Genomic DNA, 21,478 nt, shown 5'->3' with positions numbered 1-21,478 from the left:
AAAAATTGTATTATGCATTTCGTCGATTTTTTTTGCATTTTGTGGATAAAATTCAATTATTGTAATATATTAGCCACCTAATATAAATTCATTAATCCCAAACTGATGAAAAAAACTACCTACTTAATTGTACTATTATTTATAATGGTGCAGACTTCTTTTTCACAAGAAAAGTATTCTAGAATTAAAATCACGAATCCTAGCGAATCAACCATAAATACAATGGCCGCACAAGGAATTGATTTTAGCTGTGGATCAAAACATGATGGACATGATATAATAATTGAACTATCAGAAGCTGAGATCAATAAACTTCTGCAAAATAATATCTCGTATACAATTGAGATAGAAGATATGTCTGCTTTTTATAGCGATAGGGCCGAACAAGATTTACCTTTTGCAAATGCAAAATTAAATGCTATGAAAGCAGCTTCAGCATCAAATAATAGCATTCAAAGATCTTCTGTCTCTAACATGATAACTAACAATATTATCCAGTATACTGGGGAAGACGAAATAGATTTTGCCGTACCCCAAAACTTTAATTTAGGAAGTTGGGCAGGATGCTTAACCTATAAAGAAATGAAAGATGAATTGGATGATATGTACGCATATTCACAAACCAATGGTTTAAATATTGTCTCACAAAGAACGGATGCGTCATCTACAAACCAGACAACTTGGGGAAATCCTTCAGGGACAATTACAAACAATGGCCTTACCTATTCGGGGCAAGGAACAGCTAGTTCTTTTGAAAGTGACCCAAATATTGAAACTGGAAAAACGTTTTGGGACCCAGAAACCATTTGGTATGTAAGAATTACCGGGAACCAAAGTAATACAGCAGAAAATACAAAACCGCAAATGTTGTTCACCTCCATGATTCACTCAAGAGAAGTGAGTGCTTTGATGAACAACATCTACTTTATGTGGTATATTATAGAAAATTACAATACAGATCCAGCTATTAAAGAACTTGTGGATAATAACGAACTTTATTTTGTGCCAGTGGTAAATCCTGATGGTTTACGATGGAATGAGCATATTGATGCTGTAGCTGATAATCAAGTAGATGATGGCGGTAGATTTCAACGTAAAAACTTAAGACCAAACACAGGAGGTACTGGAAACACATCTGATACCAGAGGTGTAGATTTAAATAGGAATTTCGATTATTATTGGGGATATAATGATATTGGTTCTAGTCCAATAGGAAATAACAATGGAGCAAGTGGTACTTACAGAGGACCAAGTCCAGAATCTGAACCAGAAACTCAAATCATGGTAGATTTTATAATGAGTAGAAATTTTAAATCTGCCGTTTGGAATCACTCTTTTGCCAATTCTGTTCCGCATCCTTACGGAGGTGAACCAGATGACAATACAGGAAGAGAAGACGAATATTACAGATGGCATGAAGAAATGACTCGATATAATAGATACCTCTATGGTGCCACTATATTTTATGAATCAAACGGTTTGCCAGATGACTGGATGATGGGAGGAATTGCTGATCTTAATGGATCTACAGGGTCTGGGCAAGGCATTATCGCAACCACTCCAGAGCATGGCGGACAAGGATTTTGGCCTACACCATCAACCATTATTCCTATCGCTCAACAATCCATGCGTATCTCATTAGCTACAGCTTACTATGGCGGTAAATATGCAAAACTGCATGATTTAACTCAAACTAGTATTAATAGCACTACAACAAATTTGGATTTTGGTATAGAAAGAATAGGACAAACGCAGAGTGGATTTACAGTAACAGTAACACCTATTTCTTCAAATATTGTTAGCATTACTTCACCGTCCACACAAACAGGTATTCCAATCCAGACTACAACAAATCCTTCTTTTAGAAATCAAAGGAATGTAACTGCAACCTTAGAACTCGACCCAAGTACATCAGCCAACGAAAAAATTGAGTACAACGTGAAACTGTCTAATGATGATGGAGTTATTTACGAAGCTAATTACGAAAAATATTACCAACCAACAGTCTTATTCAGTCATAACCCAGATACAGATGGTTTAACGGGTTGGTCACAGTCCGGCGGTTGGGCAACTACAACGTCTGATGCTTATTCCGGAAGCACTTCAATAAATACAGGTACCTATTCTACTAATGCGAATAAAACCCTAACGACTACAAACAGTTTTGATTTTTCCAATTCTGCTGAAGTTGCCATACAGTTTTATTCAAAATGGGATATTGAAAGAAATTATGATTTTGTAGAGGTTTTAGCTTCACCAGATGGTGGATCTAACTGGATATCATTAAAAGGAAATTACACTAAACCAAATGCTACTAGTGCCACAACAGGCCATGATAATAAAAGTAGTACCTACGCTAATTTTCAAGCAAATAGTAGTGGACAAGTTTACGACGGAGATAGAATGGATAATTGGGTAATGGAAGAAATTACCATTGACGATAGCTACGCATCTTTACTGAATTCTAATGACGTTAAAATTAGATTTGTGTTTAGGACAGATGCCTTAAATGTAAATGAGAGTTACACTACTACAAATGATGGTTTTTTTATAGATGACTTTAAAATAATTAGTCAAGATATCCCATGTACATTAAGTGTGCCTGCTAATATCGCATTTAGTACTGTAAGGTCTGCTACTGCTGATGTATCATGGGATAATATCCCTTCTGCAACCTATGATTTGCGATATCGTGAAACAGGATCATCTACATGGATTGACGTTTCTGATTTAACTGCCGCAGATTATTCTTTTACTGGATTGACTCCATTAACTGAGTATGAAGTACAGATAAGGAGTACATGTGATACAACAGACTCAAGTTATAGCACTTCTGAAATTTTCACAACAACGGAAGTCATCAATTGCACAGGTGCATTTGTAGATACATTTCCGTATTTAGAAACTTTTGATGGAGGTTTAGGGGATTGGAGTCAAAACTCTAATGATGATGGAGATTGGCTACTTGATTCTAACGGTACACCTTCTGGACAAACAGGTCCTTCGGATGATATTTCTGGAGGAGGAAATTACCTCTATACAGAAGCTTCAACACCTGCAAATGGAGGCGTAGGATCAGGTGCTACTTTGATTTTAACCAGCCCTTGTTATAACATAGCCAATTTGGCTGATGCAAATCTTTCATTCTTCTACCATATGTATGGTGATAATTTAGGTACATTAAATCTTGAAATTTCTGATGACGACGGGTCTAGTTGGACAAACATTTTTTCTAGATCTGCAGCTGACGGGAGTCTTGATGAATGGAGAATTGAAAATATAAATCTGAGCAGTTATTTAGGAAGTGTTATAAAATTAAGGTTTACCGCTGTTACAGGTGGTGGATTTAGAAGTGATATTGCGATTGACCAAATTTATTTAGGCGAAAATTGCTTTGCAACCGCAACGGATACTCAAGAACTCCTAAGTATCAGAGACGTAAACTTCAACACAATAAATAATACAAATACTAGTGCTGATACATATTCGGATTTTACTTTAATTTCAACAACTATATCTAAGAACACAACTTATAGTATTTCCATAACTCCAACTTATAATACAGCAACAACTGAGCCTGTTGGATATGGTGTTTGGATTGATTATAATAAAGATGGCGATTTTGAAGATGCTGGCGAAGAAGTTTTTACCGTAAATCCTGTAACAGGCGGAAATGCTGTAAGTGGTAACATTACAACTCCAGCAACTATTCTTAACGGAAATACAAGGATGCGAGTTGCAATGAAATGGAACGGAGTTCCTACTTCTTGTGAAACATTTCAGTACGGAGAAGTTGAAGATTATACTATAAATTTATTCAACGGATTAATATATAGCAGTAATGCATGGACACCAAATGCTCCCACAATTTCAACTGGTATTGAAGACATTATGGTTTTAGATGGAATATATAATGTGAGCAATGATATTAGTGTTAACAATATTATAGTTGCTTCTGGATCTGAAATCAATATAGATAAGGCTAATGCCATTACAGTAAACGGAAACATTACAAACAATGGAGAATTTGTATTGAATTCAGATTCTAATGAATTTTCGAGTCTATTGCTTAATGGTACGGCTAATGGTAACATTAAATACAATCGTCATGTTAATGCAAATACAGACAGAAACGATTTAATCGCAGCACCTGTAAGTGGTGAAATTTTCACAAACTTTATTGCAAACAACAACAATATAGTCAACAATACCACAAATTATCTTTTTGGACCGTTTGATAAAAGTGTAAGTGATTATATTACTTATTCCAATAGTGAGAATAGTGCACTTGAAGCTGGTATAGGTTATAGAGCTGCATCCACTGACGATCAAACTTTTACTTTTAAAGGAGACGTTACAACATCAGTCGTAAATGTACCTGTTGAAAAAACAGGAACTGCCTTTGAGCAATGGAACCTTATTGGAAATCCATATACCTCATACATTAAATTAGAAGATTTTATTAATGCCAATATTACAGAATTTGACACGCAAAGTGTAGCTGTTTATGGTTATGACGCAGATAATACCAACGGAAGCTACTGGACGATATGGAATCTTGCTTACGCCGCAGCAAATCCTAATACGTTAATAGCACCTGGACAAGGTTTCTTTGTCTCCTCAAAAACTGGTGGTGGTACTATGACCTTTAATCCAACAATGAGATCTTCAGGTTCTTCAGATGATTTTATCGAAGGTAGAACATCCAACCAAATCACTCATTTTGCTCTTGAAATGAATTCAGAGACTAAGAATTTTGGTACAGATTTTTATATTACCAATGACGCTTCTTTAGGGTTAGACTTAGGTTACGACGCTGAGTTATTTGAGGGTGCACCTGCTGACTTCGCTATATATTCAGAATTAGTCGAAAACAACAATGGTTCTGATTTAGCTATACAAGCATTTGGGTCAGACGATATAGTAGATACCCTTATAATTCCTTTGGGAGTGAATGCAAAAGCTGGACAGCAAGTGAATATTAGTCTCAATAACAATAATATTGACTATGACATATATTTAGAAGACAGAGCTACAAATAGCAATACACTTTTAAATACATCTAATTATATATTTACTCCAAGTTCAAATATATCTAATACAGGACGTTTCTACCTAAGGTTTGAAGCATCTGTATTAACCGTAAATGCTCAAGACTTGGATACTATAAAAATATATACCAATAAAAATGAGCAACAGATTATTGTTCAGGGTCGATTAAGCCATAATACTGACTTGGTTCTATATGATGTACAGGGTCGAGAAATAAACAGACAAAAATTAAATATTAACAAAACAGAAAATACCATAAATACCAATGGTTTAAACAGTGGTGTTTATATCGTACAAGTGAGCAATGACACATCTAATATTTCACAAAAAGTGATTATTGAATAATAATTTATTTAATTGATATAATGAAAGCCGGAGAAGTATTTTCTTCGGCTTTATTATTTATTACAGAATTAAATTTTATTAAAATTCTTACAAAAACAACACTTTTAATGTATTTCGTCGAATAAATTTGCTTTTAATAGACTTAAAGGTTATGTTTGGCTTATAATTTTAGTCCCAAACTAAATTTAACCGCTTATGAAAACTATTACCTATACCCTATCAAGGTTGGCATTGTTGATATGTGCAATTTTGTTTACAGACTTAGCCTATTCACAATGTGTCACAACAGTCTCCACGTTCCCTTATTCACAAAATTTTGAAACTAATGTCGGAGGATGGACTCAAGGCGGAGGAGATGATATTAATTGGACCAGAGATGCTGGTGGAACGCCATCTGTCAATACTGGCCCAAGTACAGGAGATGGCGACACATGGTACATGTACATGGAAGCCTCTGGTAATGGTACAGGCTATCCTAGTAGATCTGCAAATTTTGATAGTCCTTGCTTTAATATTTCAAGTGCTACTTCTGCATTTTTTAGTTATAGCTTTCATATGTATGGTAATGATGTTGGTTCATTGAGAGTACAAGTTAGTACTGACAACGGAGCAACTTACCCAACGACCTTAAGAACCTTTTCTGGTAATATAGGAGATTTCTGGAATAGAGATACGATTGATTTAACTACATATGTTGGTCAGACTATAAAATTAAGATTTAGAGCTATAAGTGGTAGTACCGTTAATGGATGGAGCAGTGATATTGCCATAGATAATGTAAGTATGCTTGCGGGCTCAGGCGGCCCAGAAATAGACGTAACAAGTTCTGGAATTAGTATTACAGACGGAGATACAACACCTAGTTTAACCGATAATACTAATTTTGGCTTTGCTGAAGTTACTGCTGGTACTATTGCAAAAACATTTACCATAGAAAATATTGGTACCTCAAATTTAACTATTGGCACAATATCAATTACCGGTGCTAATGCAGCAGATTTCACAGTAACAACAAGTCCCGCTGCAACAGTTGCCCCTGCTAATACTACTAATCTAGTAGTAACATTCAACCCTAGTGCCACAGGTGTAAGAAATGCAGTTTTAAATATAGCGAATAATGATAGCAATGAGAATCCCTATAATTTTAATATTCGTGGTAATGGCTACAATGATATTTCTTGCGATGAATATGTAATCCACAACGCCACTTTTGAGAGTGGAACAGATGGCTGGACTTCTGGAGGTGCAGATGCCGCTAGAGTAACTGATGGTACCTGGTCTTATGCAGGAAACAATAGCTTAAGGGTTAGAGATAATTCTGGCGCGGCATCGTCTTTTGATTCGCCAAATTTTGCACTATATTTTTATGATAAAATAGACTTCAAATTTTTCTTTGCACCAGATAGTGTAGAAGACGGAGAAGAATTCCTAATAGAGTATAGTCCTGATGGCGGAACTACATGGATAGAAATACAAAATTTTGAAGGTGGCACTGTTGCAACCAAAGATGCGGACTTTGAAACTACTACTTCAGCTATATTTTATAGCAAAACGGTAACGCTTTGGCGCGTAGCTCATCCAACATCAACCAATACTGGTCGCTTTAGGGTAAGAGCCAATGCAAGTGACGATGATGATGAAATATTTATAGATAATATTACTATAACAGGTACTAATTTTTGTGATATTACAGAAGCACCAGGTGGTGTTACTTCTAATTTAGACCTTTGGTTAAAGGCTGATAAGGTTGATGGAGTTAGTGAAGCAACTGATGCTTCTTTAGTAAATCTTTGGGCAGATAACGGAAGAGGTAATGATGCCAAAACAAATGTTGCAGGTCAAGAACCAGTTTACAGAGATAATATTACTCGTAACTTCAACTTTAATCCTGTTATAGATTTTGAAAATGACAATACGACTGCAAATAGGGACATGACCTATATTATTAACGATGGGAGTCGTGACGAATTAATGGGTACAGGTGGCTTTAACAGTACTGACATGTTCGTGATACTTATGCCAGATCCAACCATTACGACTTCTATGATTCCGTTGGATACATTCACGAGTACAGACCCTTCTACAAATGATGCGCAAACCGAAGATGTAACTGGATTTGGATATGGCGCCTACAGTGCAAGGTTCACTGGTGAGTACCTAGGATATTGTATTGGTGTAACATCTGGAACGGGCGGTGGACCAGGATATGGTAGAGCCGATACATCTGGTAGTAATGATTACAACCAAATTAGTCTAATTAATATAAGAAATAATTCTACAGACACTGGTGCTGAGCTCTATCTCAATGCAAACCAAGTGGGTGATACTACAAATGATCCTGCAGATTTTTCTTCTATCAATAACACACGATTTTGGTTGGGAAGAAGCCAGTATTGGAATGGTAGTTTTGATGGCCGTATTGCCGAAGTCATCACCTATTCTAATACTAATAATGATGCCAGTTTAACACAAGAAAGAAATAGAATTCAATCCTACTTAGGGATTAAATATGGTATTACCCTTGGTGTCAATGGCACCTCTCAAGATTATGTAGATAGTGATGGTTCTGTTATTTGGGATCAATCTGCCAACATAGGCTATAACTATGATATCGCAGGTATTGGCAGAGATGATATTTCAGAATTAAACCAGAAACAATCAAGTAGCGTCAATGATGCAACGGATGTGTCTGGTCCTATTGAAGGCATTTTAACAATTGGGTTAACTGATATTTATAATACAAACAAAGAAAATAAGGATGTTAACGCTACAACATTTGACAATAAAGAATTCTTAATGTGGGGAAATAATGGTGCAGATTTAAACCTCGCGGCATCCACAGTAACTGTAAACATGAGTGCTGGAATTACACCTGCCCTAACAACCAACGTTACCTTTACCGCAATGCAGCGCGTATGGAAAGTGGTAGAAAATGGTGGAGACATTCCTGAAGTTAAGGTTAGAATACCTCAAACTGCTATTAGAAATATTACACCTCCAGGAAATTATTATATGTTTATTTCCGATACAGGTGTGTTTGATCCAACGGCCGATTATAGTGTTATGACACCCGATGGTAGTGGCAACCTAGAAACAGAATATGATTTCGATGGCACAAAATACATCACTTTTGGATACGCTCCTCAAGTCATCGTAGAACGCTCAGTTTATTTCGATGGAACCAATGATTTCATAGATGTTAAAGATAATCTTGACCTAAACCCTACTGGTTTTACTATTTCCGCATGGGTTAAAAGAGATGCTGCAGATAGTGGTACTTCTTCCATAGTTTCAAAAAGTGATGCTGGGTTTACCCAAGGTTATGATTTTAGGGTGCTGAATGATAATAGGATCGAAATCAGATGGATGAATGGGACAGCTCAAACATTATCATCAAACACAAGTATACCTGACAACCAATGGCATCATGTAGCTGCTATATATTCAGGAACTGAAGTTCGTCTTTACATAGATGGTGTCTTGGACAGATCTGCCAATAGAACTGCCCCACTAACAACCACCGAATCCTTTTATATTGGTGCAGCAGGTAAAAATGCACCTGTTCAATTTTTCCAGGGAAACATTGACGAAGTCCGTGTTTGGGATCGAGAATTATCAATAGATCAACTCAGATTTGTGATGAACCAAGAAATTGCTGATAATGCAGGCCAAGTGATGGGAACAGAGTTACCTACATCAATAAGCAAAAATGACGTAAGCGCCATACCTTGGACTGAGTTGGCAGGTTACTATCCTATGTCTGTTTACACGTATACAAATACAGATGATGGCTCAGGTAATGGGCGTCAAGGAGCATTGCGTAACTTAAATACTGTAGATAGACAAACAGCGCCTTTACCATACGAGACAACTCAAAATGGCAATTGGGACACTAACTCGACTTGGATAAATGGTAATATTCAATACATTCCAGGATCAGCATCTATAGTAGATCCTACCATTGCGGTAAATTGGAATATTGTTAGAACCAATCACAACATTAGTATCGACAATGCTTCATTACCTGCTTCAAGCTTAGAAAACAGACAGCTTTTGGGCCTTTATGTAGATTCAAACGAACTGACTTTAATTGGTAATAATGCTTCTGATACCGGAAACGGACTAACCGTCTCACACTATCTCAGACTAAATGGCAAAATTGATCTTGAAGGAGAGTCTCAATTAATTCAGCCAATCAATAGCGATCTAGATGTAACAGCTACAGGATTACTCGAAAAAGACCAACAAGGTACTGCAGATACATATACGTACAATTATTGGTCTGCTCCTGTCGGTGAAACTGATACAGCTAAAAATGATTATCAATACACAGTTCAGGATATCATGTACGACGGTACAAATCCAATTAATTTTACAGGTGCTGGATATAATGGTTCTGGTGGAAGTCCTATAACTATTGCAGATTACTGGATATGGAAATTTGCAAATCAGTTAGATGATGATTACTCTGCTTGGCAACATGTTAGAAGAACAGGAACATTACGAGCTGGCGAAGGATTTACGATGAAAGGACCAGGAACAGGCCCAATCAGTGCAGAACAAAATTATGTGTACCTAGGAAAACCAAATAACGGTGATATTAATTTAACATTAAATGCTGGTAATGATTATTTAGTTGGAAATCCTTATGCTTCAGCAATAGACGCCAATCAATTTATTATTGATAATGGTCCAGAATTACTATTAGATGAATTAATTGATCCATTACCACTTACTAGTGGCACACTCTATTTCTGGGAACATTGGGGCGGAGGGTCTCACAATTTACATGAATATCAAGGTGGTTACGCTACCTATAATCTTTCAGGTGGTGTAGCGGCAGCTTCTATGGGAACAAATGATCCCGATGTAGGTACAGGTGGTACACCAACTAAAACGCCAGGTCGTTACATTCCTGTGGGACAAGGATTCTTTGTAGTTGGCGAAAATACAGGAACTATAAACTTTAATAATGGCCAACGCGTTTTCCAGAAAAAAGGTGGTGCTAGTTCTGTTTTTGTTAGATCTACTGCCAATAATTCAAATGGAACAAATGGCGATGCTCAAAATGCTGACACAAGAATGAAAATAAGACTTGGTTATAATTCTGTAAATACAATTCACAGGCAGCTTTTATTAACTATTGATGATAATGCTACTAAAGATGTAGATTGGGGTTATGATGGAGCTTTATATCTACAGCAAATGGATGACTTATTCTGGATGATTAACGATGGAAAGTATAATATCCAGGCAAGTAATGAAGCTGAAACTTCGTCAGTGTACCCATTGGGAATAAAAACAAAAAACGACGGAAATAACGTAATTACCATCGATAAACTGGAAAATGTTCCTAGCGATACAGAAATATATCTCCATGATAAGGAATTAGATATTTATCATGATCTTAGAGAAAGTGACTACGTAATTTTCCTAAACGCTGGTGAATACCTGGAACGATTTGAACTTACATTTAGCAAAGACAATAACAATGCCTTAGGTATTGATGATGAACTGATACAAGGTGTCAACATTGTTTATTCTAACGATATTGAAAAGATTGTATTATTCAATCCAAACTCAGCAAAAATCAACTCTATTGAATTGTTCAATATATTAGGACAATCCGTAACAACAATTGAAAATATTTCAGAGAGCGGTTACTCTGAATATGAAGTTAAGAACTTAAGTACCGGAACTTACATTATTAAATTATATACTGATAGCGGTTCAGTATCTAAAAAAGTTTTGGTTAAATAATCTTTACCCCAAATCTTAAATCTTAACCTAAAAAAGCCCTGAGAAATCAGGGCTTTTTTTTATCATTCTAAATTATTAATAGTTATTTCAATGTTGCCTGAAGTTCAGAAAAACTCAATTTGTTTTGCTCACCTGAGACCATGTTTTTAAGAGTAAACTTTTCGTCTTTGATTTCTTCTTCTCCCACCAAAATTACAAATGGAATATTACGACGGTTGGCGTGGTTCATCTGTTTTCTCATCTTGGCATCATCTGGATATAATTCTGCCCTTATACCCGCTTGTCGCAATTTAGTTACAGCTTTGAGACAGGTCATCGCTTCGTTTTTACCAAAGTTTATGAATAGCACCTTTGTGGAATCCGCTATGGTTTCTGGAAATAAATTCAATTCTTCCAAAACTAAATAGATGCGATCCAGACCAAAGCTAATCCCAACTCCACTCATATTTTTTAATCCAAAGATTCCTGTTAAATCATCGTAACGGCCACCACCGCCAATAGAACCCATTTTGACGCCTTCCGGTGCTGAAACTTCAAAAATAGCACCTGTGTAGTAGTTTAGCCCACGAGCCAATGTAACATCGAGTTGAAGTTTTGCTGTTTTTAATTTTACTGTTGAAATAGCATTATTTATAAATTCCAGTTCTTCAATACCTTTTAATCCAATTTCAGAAGTGCTCAAAATTGATTTTAAATTTTCAATTTGAGTTCCGAAATCACCTTTTAAACCAAACAATGGTTGAAGTTTTTCGATGCCTTCATCAGAAATTCCTTTACTTCTCATTTCGTCTTTCACCTTCTCCTCTCCAATTTTGTCCAGTTTATCAAGGGCAACTGTAAAATCGATAAGTTTGTCTTGTGCTCCAATCACTTCTGCAATACCAGATAAAACTTTACGGTTGTTGATTTTAATGGTAACACCTTTTAATTTTAAAGTTGAAAACACCGCATCATATAGTTGCACAAATTCAACTTCCTGAAACAAAGAATCAGAACCAACCACATCGGCATCACATTGAAAAAACTCTCTAAAACGTCCTTTTTGAGGTCGGTCTGCTCGCCAAACAGGTTGAATCTGGTAGCGCTTAAACGGAAATTCTATCTCGTTTTGGTGTTGTACGACGTAACGTGCAAATGGAACTGTAAGGTCATATCTTAGCGCCTTTTCCGAAATTTTTGGTGTGATTGTTTGTTCAGATTTGGAATCATAGTCTTGATCTGACACTTTGCTTAAAAATTCACCCGAATTCAATATTTTAAAAATCAAGCGGTCACCTTCATCACCATACTTTCCCATTAAGGTTTCAGAATTTTCAAAACTTGGTGTTTCTATAGGTTGAAATCCATATAACTGAAACTGCTGCTTAATCGTATCCATTATGTAGGATCGCTTCGCCACTTCGGCTGCATCAAAATCTCTTGTTCCCTTTGGTATGCTTGGTTTTTGTGCCATGTTTATTTCCCTGAAAACGGGAATCTTTTTTAGTGAAACTTTTTATATTTGACTGTCATTTCGAGAGAAATCGAGAAATCCCAACGAGAATGATTCAAAATATTATATAACTCAAACAACACTTGTGCTCCGCTCAGTGTGACTTAAGAATTAAAAGAAATATAATCTCTTAGCTCACAAAAATATTATAATTTTTATAGGCTATCCCAAGTTAATTCAATTTTATAGTAACTTTATTGACTTTAATTAGTCTTATAGATTAAGTAATACAAATAACCTGATACAAAACTATGTTTTCTTTAGTCCGCGAGAATATTAAAATTGCTTTCGATTCCATTAAAAGTCAGCTACTTAGAACCATTTTAACTGTTTTAATTATTGCCATCGGCATCATGGCTTTGGTCGGTATATTAAGTGGACTGACAGCACTAGAAAATACCATATCCAGTGATTTCTCATCCATGGGTGCGAACACCTTTAATTTTCAGCGTTATGAATTTACTGCACAGCGCCAGAGCGGAAGGGATCGACAAAAAGTGAATCCAATAATTACATATAGAAATGTAAAGGATTTTGAAGATAATTATGATTTTCCGTTTACCAAAGTCGCTGTATCATTTACGGGAACTTTTGCTGCAGAAGTAAAGTACGAAAACCAAAAAACCGATCCGGAGGTATCTGTTATTGGTGCTAATGAGAATTTTATTGAAAATTCAGGTTTAGAAATCGAAAATGGTAGGTCTATGAATTTCTTTGATATTGAAAATAGTAGTTCTGTTTGTGTAATTGGTAGCGATTTGCAAAAGGCTTTATTTCCAGAAGAAAATCCACTCGATAAAACCATTAGTATTAGAGGTTCTAAGTTTAAGGTCATTGGTGTGCTAAAAGAAAAAGGTTCCACATTTGGCAATAATCAAGATTTGAGAGTGATAATGCCCATTCAAAAAGCACGTTCTATTTTCACAAATCCGAACATCAATTACACTTTAAGCGTTAAGACAGACAAAAAAGATATGCTCGAAGGAGCACAAGACGATGCTATATTAACTTTTAGAAATATCCGCGGACTCAATCCGATTGAAGAAAATAATTTTGGGATTGAGCGTAGCGATGATTTACTTAACCGAGTTGCGGAAACAACTTCGTACCTCTATATTGCTGCTTGGGTAATTAGTATAGTAACCATATTTGGATCCACCATCGCCCTTATGAACATTATGCTTGTTTCAGTCTCAGAACGTACTCGAGAAATAGGTGTACGTAAAGCATTGGGTGCTAAGCAGGGCACCATTCGTTTTCAATTTTTTATGGAGACTGTAATTATTGGTCAACTTGGTGGTATTTTAGGAATTATACTAGGTATCGCTATTGGTTGGGGAATTTCCAAAGGTTTTGATCTTGAATTTTCCACGCCTTGGCTGGCAATGATCTGGGCAACGAGCATTGCTTTTATCGTGGCTGTGGTTTCTGGTGTTTATCCGGCGACAAAAGCTTCTAGATTAGATCCTGTTGAGTCTTTACGATATGAGTAGTGTTACTGCGAAAACAGACACTCGTTTCTCGCTCAATATTAAAAGATTCTGAATTAAATTAAGAATCACAAACTATCCTTTTATCAATTTTTCAAAATATTGAAACAATTCACCTTTGGTAATATTTGCGCCAGTTTGAATCAATTTGAAAATATCTAAATGTTTATCATCTGAATAAGGCTTATTTGCGTTGAAAAATTCTATATCGTCAGATAATAGATTATCCCGTAACCATTGAAAACCTTCCTTTGTTGTAAAATCGACCTTGTCATGCTTAAGCTTCAGAGCAATTAAATGCATTTGCTTTTCTTTACATTTAAACAAGTGAATCTGTTGTGGAGATATATGCTCTAAATAATCAACCTTATCTAATACTCCGTACCAAACCAAGTCACTAAAAACATCTAATTCTTGCTCTGCGGCTTCAGGTTTGTTCTTTTTTATATCTTCCCACTCATCTGCAGTTATGGATTGGGTGGCCAGGAAATTAATGAATTCTTTATGTAATTCTTCGAATTGTTCTTTTGTTAATCTTGTATATTTCATCCGTTTAAATCTATTCTTTCTTAAAGGTTAGATGTTATACCTTTAAAAATGTTTGTTCAATATTATTTTTACCATTTGGGCAATTCAAGACAAAATGATTTTATAGACCATCTTATATCCTGAATCAACATTAAATAAATTTTACTTTATTGCTTTAGCCACCTCAAAGGGACGATCCGTAGCTAAAACATCTGCTCCCAAATCTAACCACTTGCTGTAAAGTTCATCACCTCTGGCTTCTGCTTGTCGATCCAAGTTACCCAATGTTCCTAAAATACAAACGATATTATCATTATGTAGGCGTTCATATAACGAACGTTCTGACAAACGTGTTCCCGTAAATGCTAGCATATTTTCTTTTGGAATGCCGGATTGCAACAATCTATCGTATTCTTTATGATTTCTTGCAGAAACGGAAAGCAATAACTGAGGAGCTAAATTATAAGCGTTTTTAGCTTGTTCTACATCATAAGTGATAATTATACTTGTATCTAACGCCATCGCCATTTTAATGGCCTTAATTACATCCTTTGGCTCTACTCCACGTTTTATATCGATGGTGAGAATAGAATTATTTTGTTTTGACCATTCCAAAACTTCCGATAACAAAGGAATTTTAAAATCAGTTGCGTTGCCAAAATCATCTTTTAAATTAAAATTTTGCAGTTCGTTATAAGTCAATTCTTTGATCAAACCTGTTCCGGTTGTGGTTCTATCAACTGAATTATCGTGCATTAACACCAACTGACCATCTTTAGTTTGTGCCACATCAATTTCAAAAATTGCGGTGATACTATCGCTAACGTATTTTAAGGTCTCCAAGCAATTTTCTGGATAATTTCTCAAACCTTTTCCACCTCTGTGCACACTTATTTTAGGAAAATCTGATGTTGAAACTTTGAAAAGCTCAATCAGTTCCGAGTTGGCAGTTTCAACCTTGTATTCTTTAGGTTGGGATTGTTTGCAGCTTAAGACACTAAGCAATATTAATAGAATGAGAACCTTATTCATTTACTTTATTTATGAAATCCACCTCCTCAGCTGGATTATTTCAATTAATATGATTTTAATGCGAATCAATCTTCTTTTCAAGTAGAAGTTTCAACAAAAAAAACCGTTCAGCAAAACTAAACGGTCTTAAATATTATTTTAATTTATTTGTTTAAGCTTCTGCTATAACTTCAAAAACGAAATCTACAGTTACAGATCTATGCAATCTGATTACAGCTTCGTACTGTCCTAAACGCTTAATGTTACCACCATTGATAGAAATATACTTCTTATCAACATCGTGACCAGCTTCTTTAAGTGCAGCAGCTAAATCCATATTAGTTACAGAACCAAAAATCTTGTCTCCAGCAGTTGCGCCAGCACCAGCTTTTGCAGTAATCTTAATATCTAGAGCGTTAAGTGCTTCAGCTGTTTTTTCAGCATCTGCAATAACAGATTTTTCTTTGTATTCTCTTTGTTTCAAGGTTTCTGCCAAAACTTTTTTAGCAGAAGACGTAGCCATTACAGCTTGTCCTTGAGGTATTAAAAAATTTCTACCATAACCGTTCTTAACTGTTACAATATCGTCTTTAAATCCTAAATTTTCAACGTCTTGTTTTAATATAAGTTCCATTGTTATGATATTTTATTTTAATAAATCGGCAACATATGGCAATAAGGCTAAATGTCTAGCTCTCTTTACTGCCACAGATACTTTTCTTTGATATTTTAAAGAAGTTCCTGTTAATCGTCTAGGTAACAATTTACCTTGCTCGTTCACAAAACCTAATAACCAGTCCGGATCTTTGTAATCTACATACTTGATACCAGATTTTTTAAAACGGCAATACTTCTCTTTTTTTGAAGTCTCAATATTTAAAGGAGTAAGATATCTAATTTCTCCGTCCTTCTTTCCTTTTGCTTGTTGTTCTATAGATGACATAATTACGCTTTTGCTTTTGCTTTAGATTTAGTTTTTAATTTCTCTCTTCTACGCTCAGCCCATGAAATAGCGTGTTTGTCTAATTTCACAGTTAAGTAACGCATAAAACGCTCGTCACGTCTAAATTCTACCTCTAGAGGTGCGATTACTTCTCCAGCAACTTGGTACTCGAAAAGGTGGTAAAAACCACTTTTTTTGTTTTGGATTGGGTAAGCTAATTTTTTTAAGCCCCAATCTTCTTTGGATATCATCTTTGCACCTTGAGAAACAAGAAAATCTTCGTATTTCTTTACTGTTTCCTTTATCTGGTCATCAGACAAAACGGGATTTAAGATGAAAACAGTTTCATAATGATTCATAATAAATAACTTTATTTGTTGTTAAAACGGGTGCAAAAATACATATTATTTATAATACTAGCAACGTTTTATTTACGTAAATTTATCTTACAAAAACTCTGAACAAGAAAATGTTAAAATTTACGGTTTATCGTCAAAATTTGTTTTTTAACCGAATTTATCGTACTATTGTCGATATCTTAACCTAAATAAATAATAATGTTATGACTTTAAACTGTGTAGTTGTTGATGACTCTGCGATTCAGCGCCTCTCTATAGTAAAGTTAATTGAGAACCATTCCTCACTTAACCTTATTGCAGAGTACAGCAGTGCGTTAGAAACAAAAAACGGTCTTAATACACACAAGGTAGACCTTATCTTCTTAGATATAGAGATGCCTGTATTAAACGGTTTTGAGCTATTAGACGTTCTCAACAACAAACCCCAAATTATCTTTGTTACCGGTAAAACCGAATATGCTTTTAAAGCATTTAATTACGATGCTACCGATTATCTTCAAAAACCAATCACTAAAGAACGATTTAACACTGCAGTAGAAAAAGCTATTGAGCAGCATAAATTAAAATTAGACTTTAATGAAACAGATGGCGAGCACATTTTTGTGAAATCGAACCTAAAAAAACGAAAAGTCTATATTAAGGATATTAAGTGGATTGAAGCTCTTGGCGACTACGTTAAGGTTGTAACAGAAGAGAACAGCTTAGTGGTACTAAGTACCATGAAGGCTTTTGAAAAAGAATTGCCAGAAGGTAAATTTTTAAGAATTCACAAATCCTACATTGTGAATTTAGACAAAATTGACCGCTTTAACAGTAAAAATGTCGAAGTTGGCGCTTATGAAATTCCACTGAGTCGAAACAAAAAGACCCAATTGGTAGATGCTTTAAACAATATGTAACGTCGTTACGCCCTCAATTAAAGCATCACATTATAAAATTTGAAAAAAACCCAAGCTAAAGCTTGGGTTTTTTTTGTTTGTGCTTTTTAAAAGCCACTAAGGGGTAAACACCCCTAAAGTCTTCTCAAGGAGTGTTTTTAATAATTATCTACATTCAAAATCACTCTCACTGCTCTAAAATCTTTTACAGCATTAAAACTATTTTCAATCTTTATAATCGCTTCTTTGGTTTTTGGCAAAGATTGAGTAGGCGGAATTTTCACCAAAATATTTTTTAGATATAGATTACGGATACGTGATACAGGCGGAAATTCCGGACCCAAAACATTGGCTTTAAAAACTTGTCTCAAGGATTTGGCGTACCAATCTGCTGCCAAATTTACGCGGTTATAATCCTTGTGCTTAAAAGTTATTTTTATTAATCTGAAAATCGGAGGATATTGATAATTATATCTATCGTCTAACTGCTCAGCATACATTTTTTTATAGTCGTTGGTAGAAACTTGCTGTAAAATGTTATGATGTGGATTGTAAGTCTGAATCAAAACCTTACCTCTTAAATCCGTTCGTCCTGCCCTACCCGATACTTGCGCCATCAATTGATAACTACGTTCATGAGCTCTAAAATCTGGAAAATTTAAAAGGTTATCCGCATTCATAATCCCGACTAACTTAACATGTCTAAAATCCAATCCTTTGGTAAGCATTTGTGTGCCCACTAAGATATCAATATCCCTTTGCTCAAAACGATTAATAATTCTCTCAAAACCGTATTTACCTCGCGTTGTATCTAAATCCATACGAGCCACTTTGTGGTCTGGAAACAACACTTTTACCTCTGCCTCTATCTGCTCGGTACCAAATCCTTTGGTATCCAAGGTTGCATTACCACAAGCTTGACAACTTTTAAGCATCACAGCATTGTATCCACAATAATGACAACGCAATTGGTCTCTGTATTGATGATATGTTAAACTCACATCGCAATTAGGACATTGTGGAGATGTACCGCAGGTGGTACATTCTACAATTGGCGAATATCCTCTTCTGTTTTGAAACAATATAATTTGATGCCCTTCTTCCAGAGTTTCCGTCATTTCTGCAATAAGGCGGTCGCTAAAATGACCTTTCATGCGTTTACGCTTATATTTATCCGCCAAATCCACCAATTCAATATCTGGCATCAGAACGTTGTTGTAACGCGTGTTTAACTCTACCAAACCATATTTTTGTTGGCTGGAATTAAAATAGCTTTCCAAACTTGGTGTTGCGGAACCTAGCAACGTTTTTGCTTGGTGTAAATTGGCGAGAACTATAGCTGCGTCACGAGCATGGTAACGTGGTGCTGGGTCAAATTGTTTGAAGGACTGCTCGTGTTCTTCATCTACAATGATCAATCCCAAATTACTGAATGGTAATAGCAGCGATGAACGCGCACCAATGATAATTTGAGCTTTTTCGGAATTATGTAACAAATTGTTCCACACCTCTACTCTTTCGTTTCCAGAATATCTAGAATGGAACACAGCGACTTTTTGCCCAAAATAATCCTGAAGACGTTGTACCAGCTGTGTTGTTAAAGCAATTTCTGGTAATAAATACAATACCTGTTTTCCCTCATCTAATTGTTTCTGGATGAGTTGCACATAGATTTCGGTTTTACCTGAGGACGTTACACCGTGTAATAGAACGACCGACTTCTCTTCAAAATAGCTTTCAATTTCTTTATAGGCATTCTGTTGTGCTTCATTCAATTCTTTAGTGTCAGAATCGCCATCGCCATCATATTGTACACGGTCGGTTTGGATGTGGTATTCTTCTAAAATTGCTTTATCAATCAGCGATTTAATTGTCGAATTTGAAGCGCCACTTCGTTCCGAAAGTTCTGAAACCTTAATCGGTTTTTTTAATGATGCTTCCATAGTAAACAGTGTCAAAACAACTTCACGTTGTTTTGGTGCTCTACTTAATTCTTCTAAAAGTTCTTGTAGCTTTTCCTGTGTTTTATGATTTCTATGTAGTTTCACATAGCGTACCAATTTCGGCTGGTACTTTTCATAAAGTTCTTCCTGCAAATTTAAAATACCTTTTTCAACCAATCTATTGATGGTTGGCAACACGCGTTTCTGGTCTAAAATAGCCATCACATCCTGAACTTTGAGTGAGGTTTGGTGTTGTAAAGCTTCGTAAATTAAAAATTCGTCATCTTTTAATTCTGTATCCTTGATTTTAACTTTTTCATTTCTTGAAATAACGGTTTCACTTTCCAGAATAAAAGCGTTGGGCATAGAAGCACGCATTACTTCGCCCAAACTGCACATGTAGTAATCAGCAATCCACTCCCAATGTTTTAACTGTTTTTCAGTAATTATTGGTGTTTCATCTAAAATCTGATGAATGGTCTTTGCCTCATAAGCCGTTGGTGGATTTTGGTGGATTTTATATAGTAACGCGGTATAAATTTTGTTCTTTCCGAAAGGCACAGCAACGCGCATTCCGACTTTGAGAAAATCAGCTTCAGCCTCAGTGATGTGATATGTAAATGCTTTTTGAAGCGGAATTGGAAGTATGACGTCGATAAAATCCATAGACTAATCTTCCTTTTTCATTGGATGTTTTCTCAAAAATTGAAGTGAGGCATTAAGCTCATAACCCAGTAACAGAATATTGGAGTTTAACCATAAATACAACAACAAAATCAACAAAGCACCAACTGAGCCGTAAAGCTCGTTATATCTCGCAAAGGTTTCAATATAAACACCAAATAAGTATGATGTTAGTATTATAAGTAAAGTAGTGAGCAATGCACCGACAGAAAAAAACCTAGAATTTTTTCCTTCCTTCGTCCCAAAATAATATAGCGTTGCCGTTACAAAATATATCATGATGATAAAAAACAAATACTTCGCAAAAATCACCCAGCCTAAGAATGTTTCGTTATCAATGTCGGCACCTTCAATTAATGCCTCATAGCCTGTAAATCCTTCGTAAATTGGTACGATCACATAAATTTGAAAATAACCAAAAACAGCAACGGTGAGAATTAATATAAAAGCAAGAATCAATGCTATTCCTGTCGCAAAAATATATTGTTTAAAAACGTTTCTGTACAATTGCCTGTGGTACGACGTTTCGAACCCGGAAAAAACAGCATTGACACCATTGGCCATTAAAAAAACTGAAAGTACAAATACAGTTGAGATCAATCCTGCACTTGTATTGGTGCTTATATCTTCAAAAAGATAATCAAAGAAGAAATCTGATGTTTGTGGTGGTAAAAATGAATTAAGAAATTTCCGGAACTCTGTTTCAAAACCCTCGATGGGTATATAAGGAATGACAATAATGATAAACAATAAAAATGGAAATATAGCTGTGAAAAAACTAAAAGCAATGGCACTGGCGCGTGTGGTCAATGCCCCTTTTATTATTCCCATAATGTACAATTCTAACAAATCATAGAATGATAAACCTTCGAATCCTGGCAGCTTTATTTGCTTAATAAAACGCACAATGACGTTAATTACAGGAATATTCTCTAACTTTTCTTCTATGGCTTTAGACATTGTCTAGAATATTAGATCTTGGGTTGTTGGATT

At 35.5% G+C, this 21,478-nt stretch carries 12 protein-coding genes; 4 read left to right on the top strand and 8 right to left on the bottom strand.

Annotated elements, in window-relative coordinates; all coding sequences use genetic code 11:
* Nucleotides 1–105 precede the first annotated feature (105 nt).
* Nucleotides 106–5,397, top strand: coding sequence for a M14 family zinc carboxypeptidase (locus tag HM983_RS12520; protein WP_179345844.1), 5,292 nt, complete (start codon nt 106–108; stop codon nt 5,395–5,397).
* 195 nt (nt 5,398–5,592) lie between these two features.
* Nucleotides 5,593–11,157, top strand: a complete 5,565-nt coding sequence (locus HM983_RS12515; RefSeq protein WP_179345842.1) for a LamG-like jellyroll fold domain-containing protein — start codon at nt 5,593–5,595, stop codon at nt 11,155–11,157.
* 82 nt (nt 11,158–11,239) lie between these two features.
* Here HM983_RS12515 and hisS read toward each other — a convergent pair whose 3' ends face one another.
* Entirely contained in the window at nt 11,240–12,610 is a 1,371-nt protein-coding gene (hisS, locus tag HM983_RS12510) for a histidine--tRNA ligase (protein WP_179345841.1), read from the bottom strand.
* Nucleotides 12,611–12,900: 290 nt separating this feature from the next.
* Here hisS and HM983_RS12505 point away from each other — a divergent pair, with 290 nt between their 5' ends.
* Nucleotides 12,901–14,142 (top strand): ABC transporter permease, encoded by a 1,242-nt coding sequence (locus tag HM983_RS12505; RefSeq protein ID WP_179345839.1) that lies wholly within the window; start codon nt 12,901–12,903, stop codon nt 14,140–14,142.
* 72 nt (nt 14,143–14,214) lie between these two features.
* Here HM983_RS12505 and HM983_RS12500 read toward each other — a convergent pair whose 3' ends face one another.
* From HM983_RS12500 to rpsF, 5 genes are all read right to left on the bottom strand, one after another.
* A complete protein-coding gene (locus HM983_RS12500; protein ID WP_179345837.1) occupies nt 14,215–14,688 on the bottom strand; it encodes a DUF6495 family protein in 474 nt (157 codons plus the stop codon).
* 141 nt (nt 14,689–14,829) lie between these two features.
* The gene (locus HM983_RS12495; protein WP_179345835.1) at nt 14,830–15,699 is read right to left on the bottom strand and encodes a glycerophosphodiester phosphodiesterase family protein; all 870 of its coding nucleotides are present in this window, start codon (nt 15,697–15,699) and stop codon (nt 14,830–14,832) included.
* Nucleotides 15,700–15,850: 151 nt separating this feature from the next.
* Nucleotides 15,851–16,312, bottom strand: coding sequence for a 50S ribosomal protein L9 (rplI, locus tag HM983_RS12490; protein WP_179345833.1), 462 nt, complete (start codon nt 16,310–16,312; stop codon nt 15,851–15,853).
* A 12-nt stretch (nt 16,313–16,324) separates the two neighbouring features.
* On the bottom strand, nt 16,325–16,624 hold the full coding sequence (rpsR, locus tag HM983_RS12485) for a 30S ribosomal protein S18 (protein ID WP_179345952.1): 300 nt from the start codon (nt 16,622–16,624) through the stop codon (nt 16,325–16,327).
* Nucleotides 16,624–16,980, bottom strand: coding sequence for a 30S ribosomal protein S6 (gene rpsF / locus HM983_RS12480; protein WP_179345831.1), 357 nt, complete (start codon nt 16,978–16,980; stop codon nt 16,624–16,626). Before rpsF ends, rpsR begins: the two co-directional genes overlap by 1 nt.
* 203 nt (nt 16,981–17,183) lie before the next feature.
* Between rpsF and HM983_RS12475 the strand changes: the two genes are divergently transcribed.
* Nucleotides 17,184–17,879, top strand: a complete 696-nt coding sequence (locus HM983_RS12475; protein ID WP_076620930.1) for a LytR/AlgR family response regulator transcription factor — start codon at nt 17,184–17,186, stop codon at nt 17,877–17,879.
* Nucleotides 17,880–18,016: 137 nt separating this feature from the next.
* Here the strand turns inward: HM983_RS12475 and priA are convergent, their stop codons facing one another.
* Both priA and HM983_RS12465 read right to left on the bottom strand, forming a co-directional pair.
* Nucleotides 18,017–20,467, bottom strand: a complete 2,451-nt coding sequence (priA, locus tag HM983_RS12470) for a replication restart helicase PriA (protein WP_179345830.1) — start codon at nt 20,465–20,467, stop codon at nt 18,017–18,019.
* A 3-nt stretch (nt 20,468–20,470) separates the two neighbouring features.
* Nucleotides 20,471–21,445: a YihY/virulence factor BrkB family protein gene (locus tag HM983_RS12465; RefSeq protein WP_179345828.1), complete on the bottom strand. Its 975-nt coding sequence runs from the start codon at nt 21,443–21,445 to the stop codon at nt 20,471–20,473.
* Nucleotides 21,446–21,478: the final 33 nt, after the last annotated feature.

The organism is Winogradskyella ursingii (assembly GCF_013403975.1).
Lineage (GTDB): Bacteria > Bacteroidota > Bacteroidia > Flavobacteriales > Flavobacteriaceae > Winogradskyella > Winogradskyella ursingii.
This window is presented reverse-complemented; position numbering and strand designations above follow the sequence as displayed.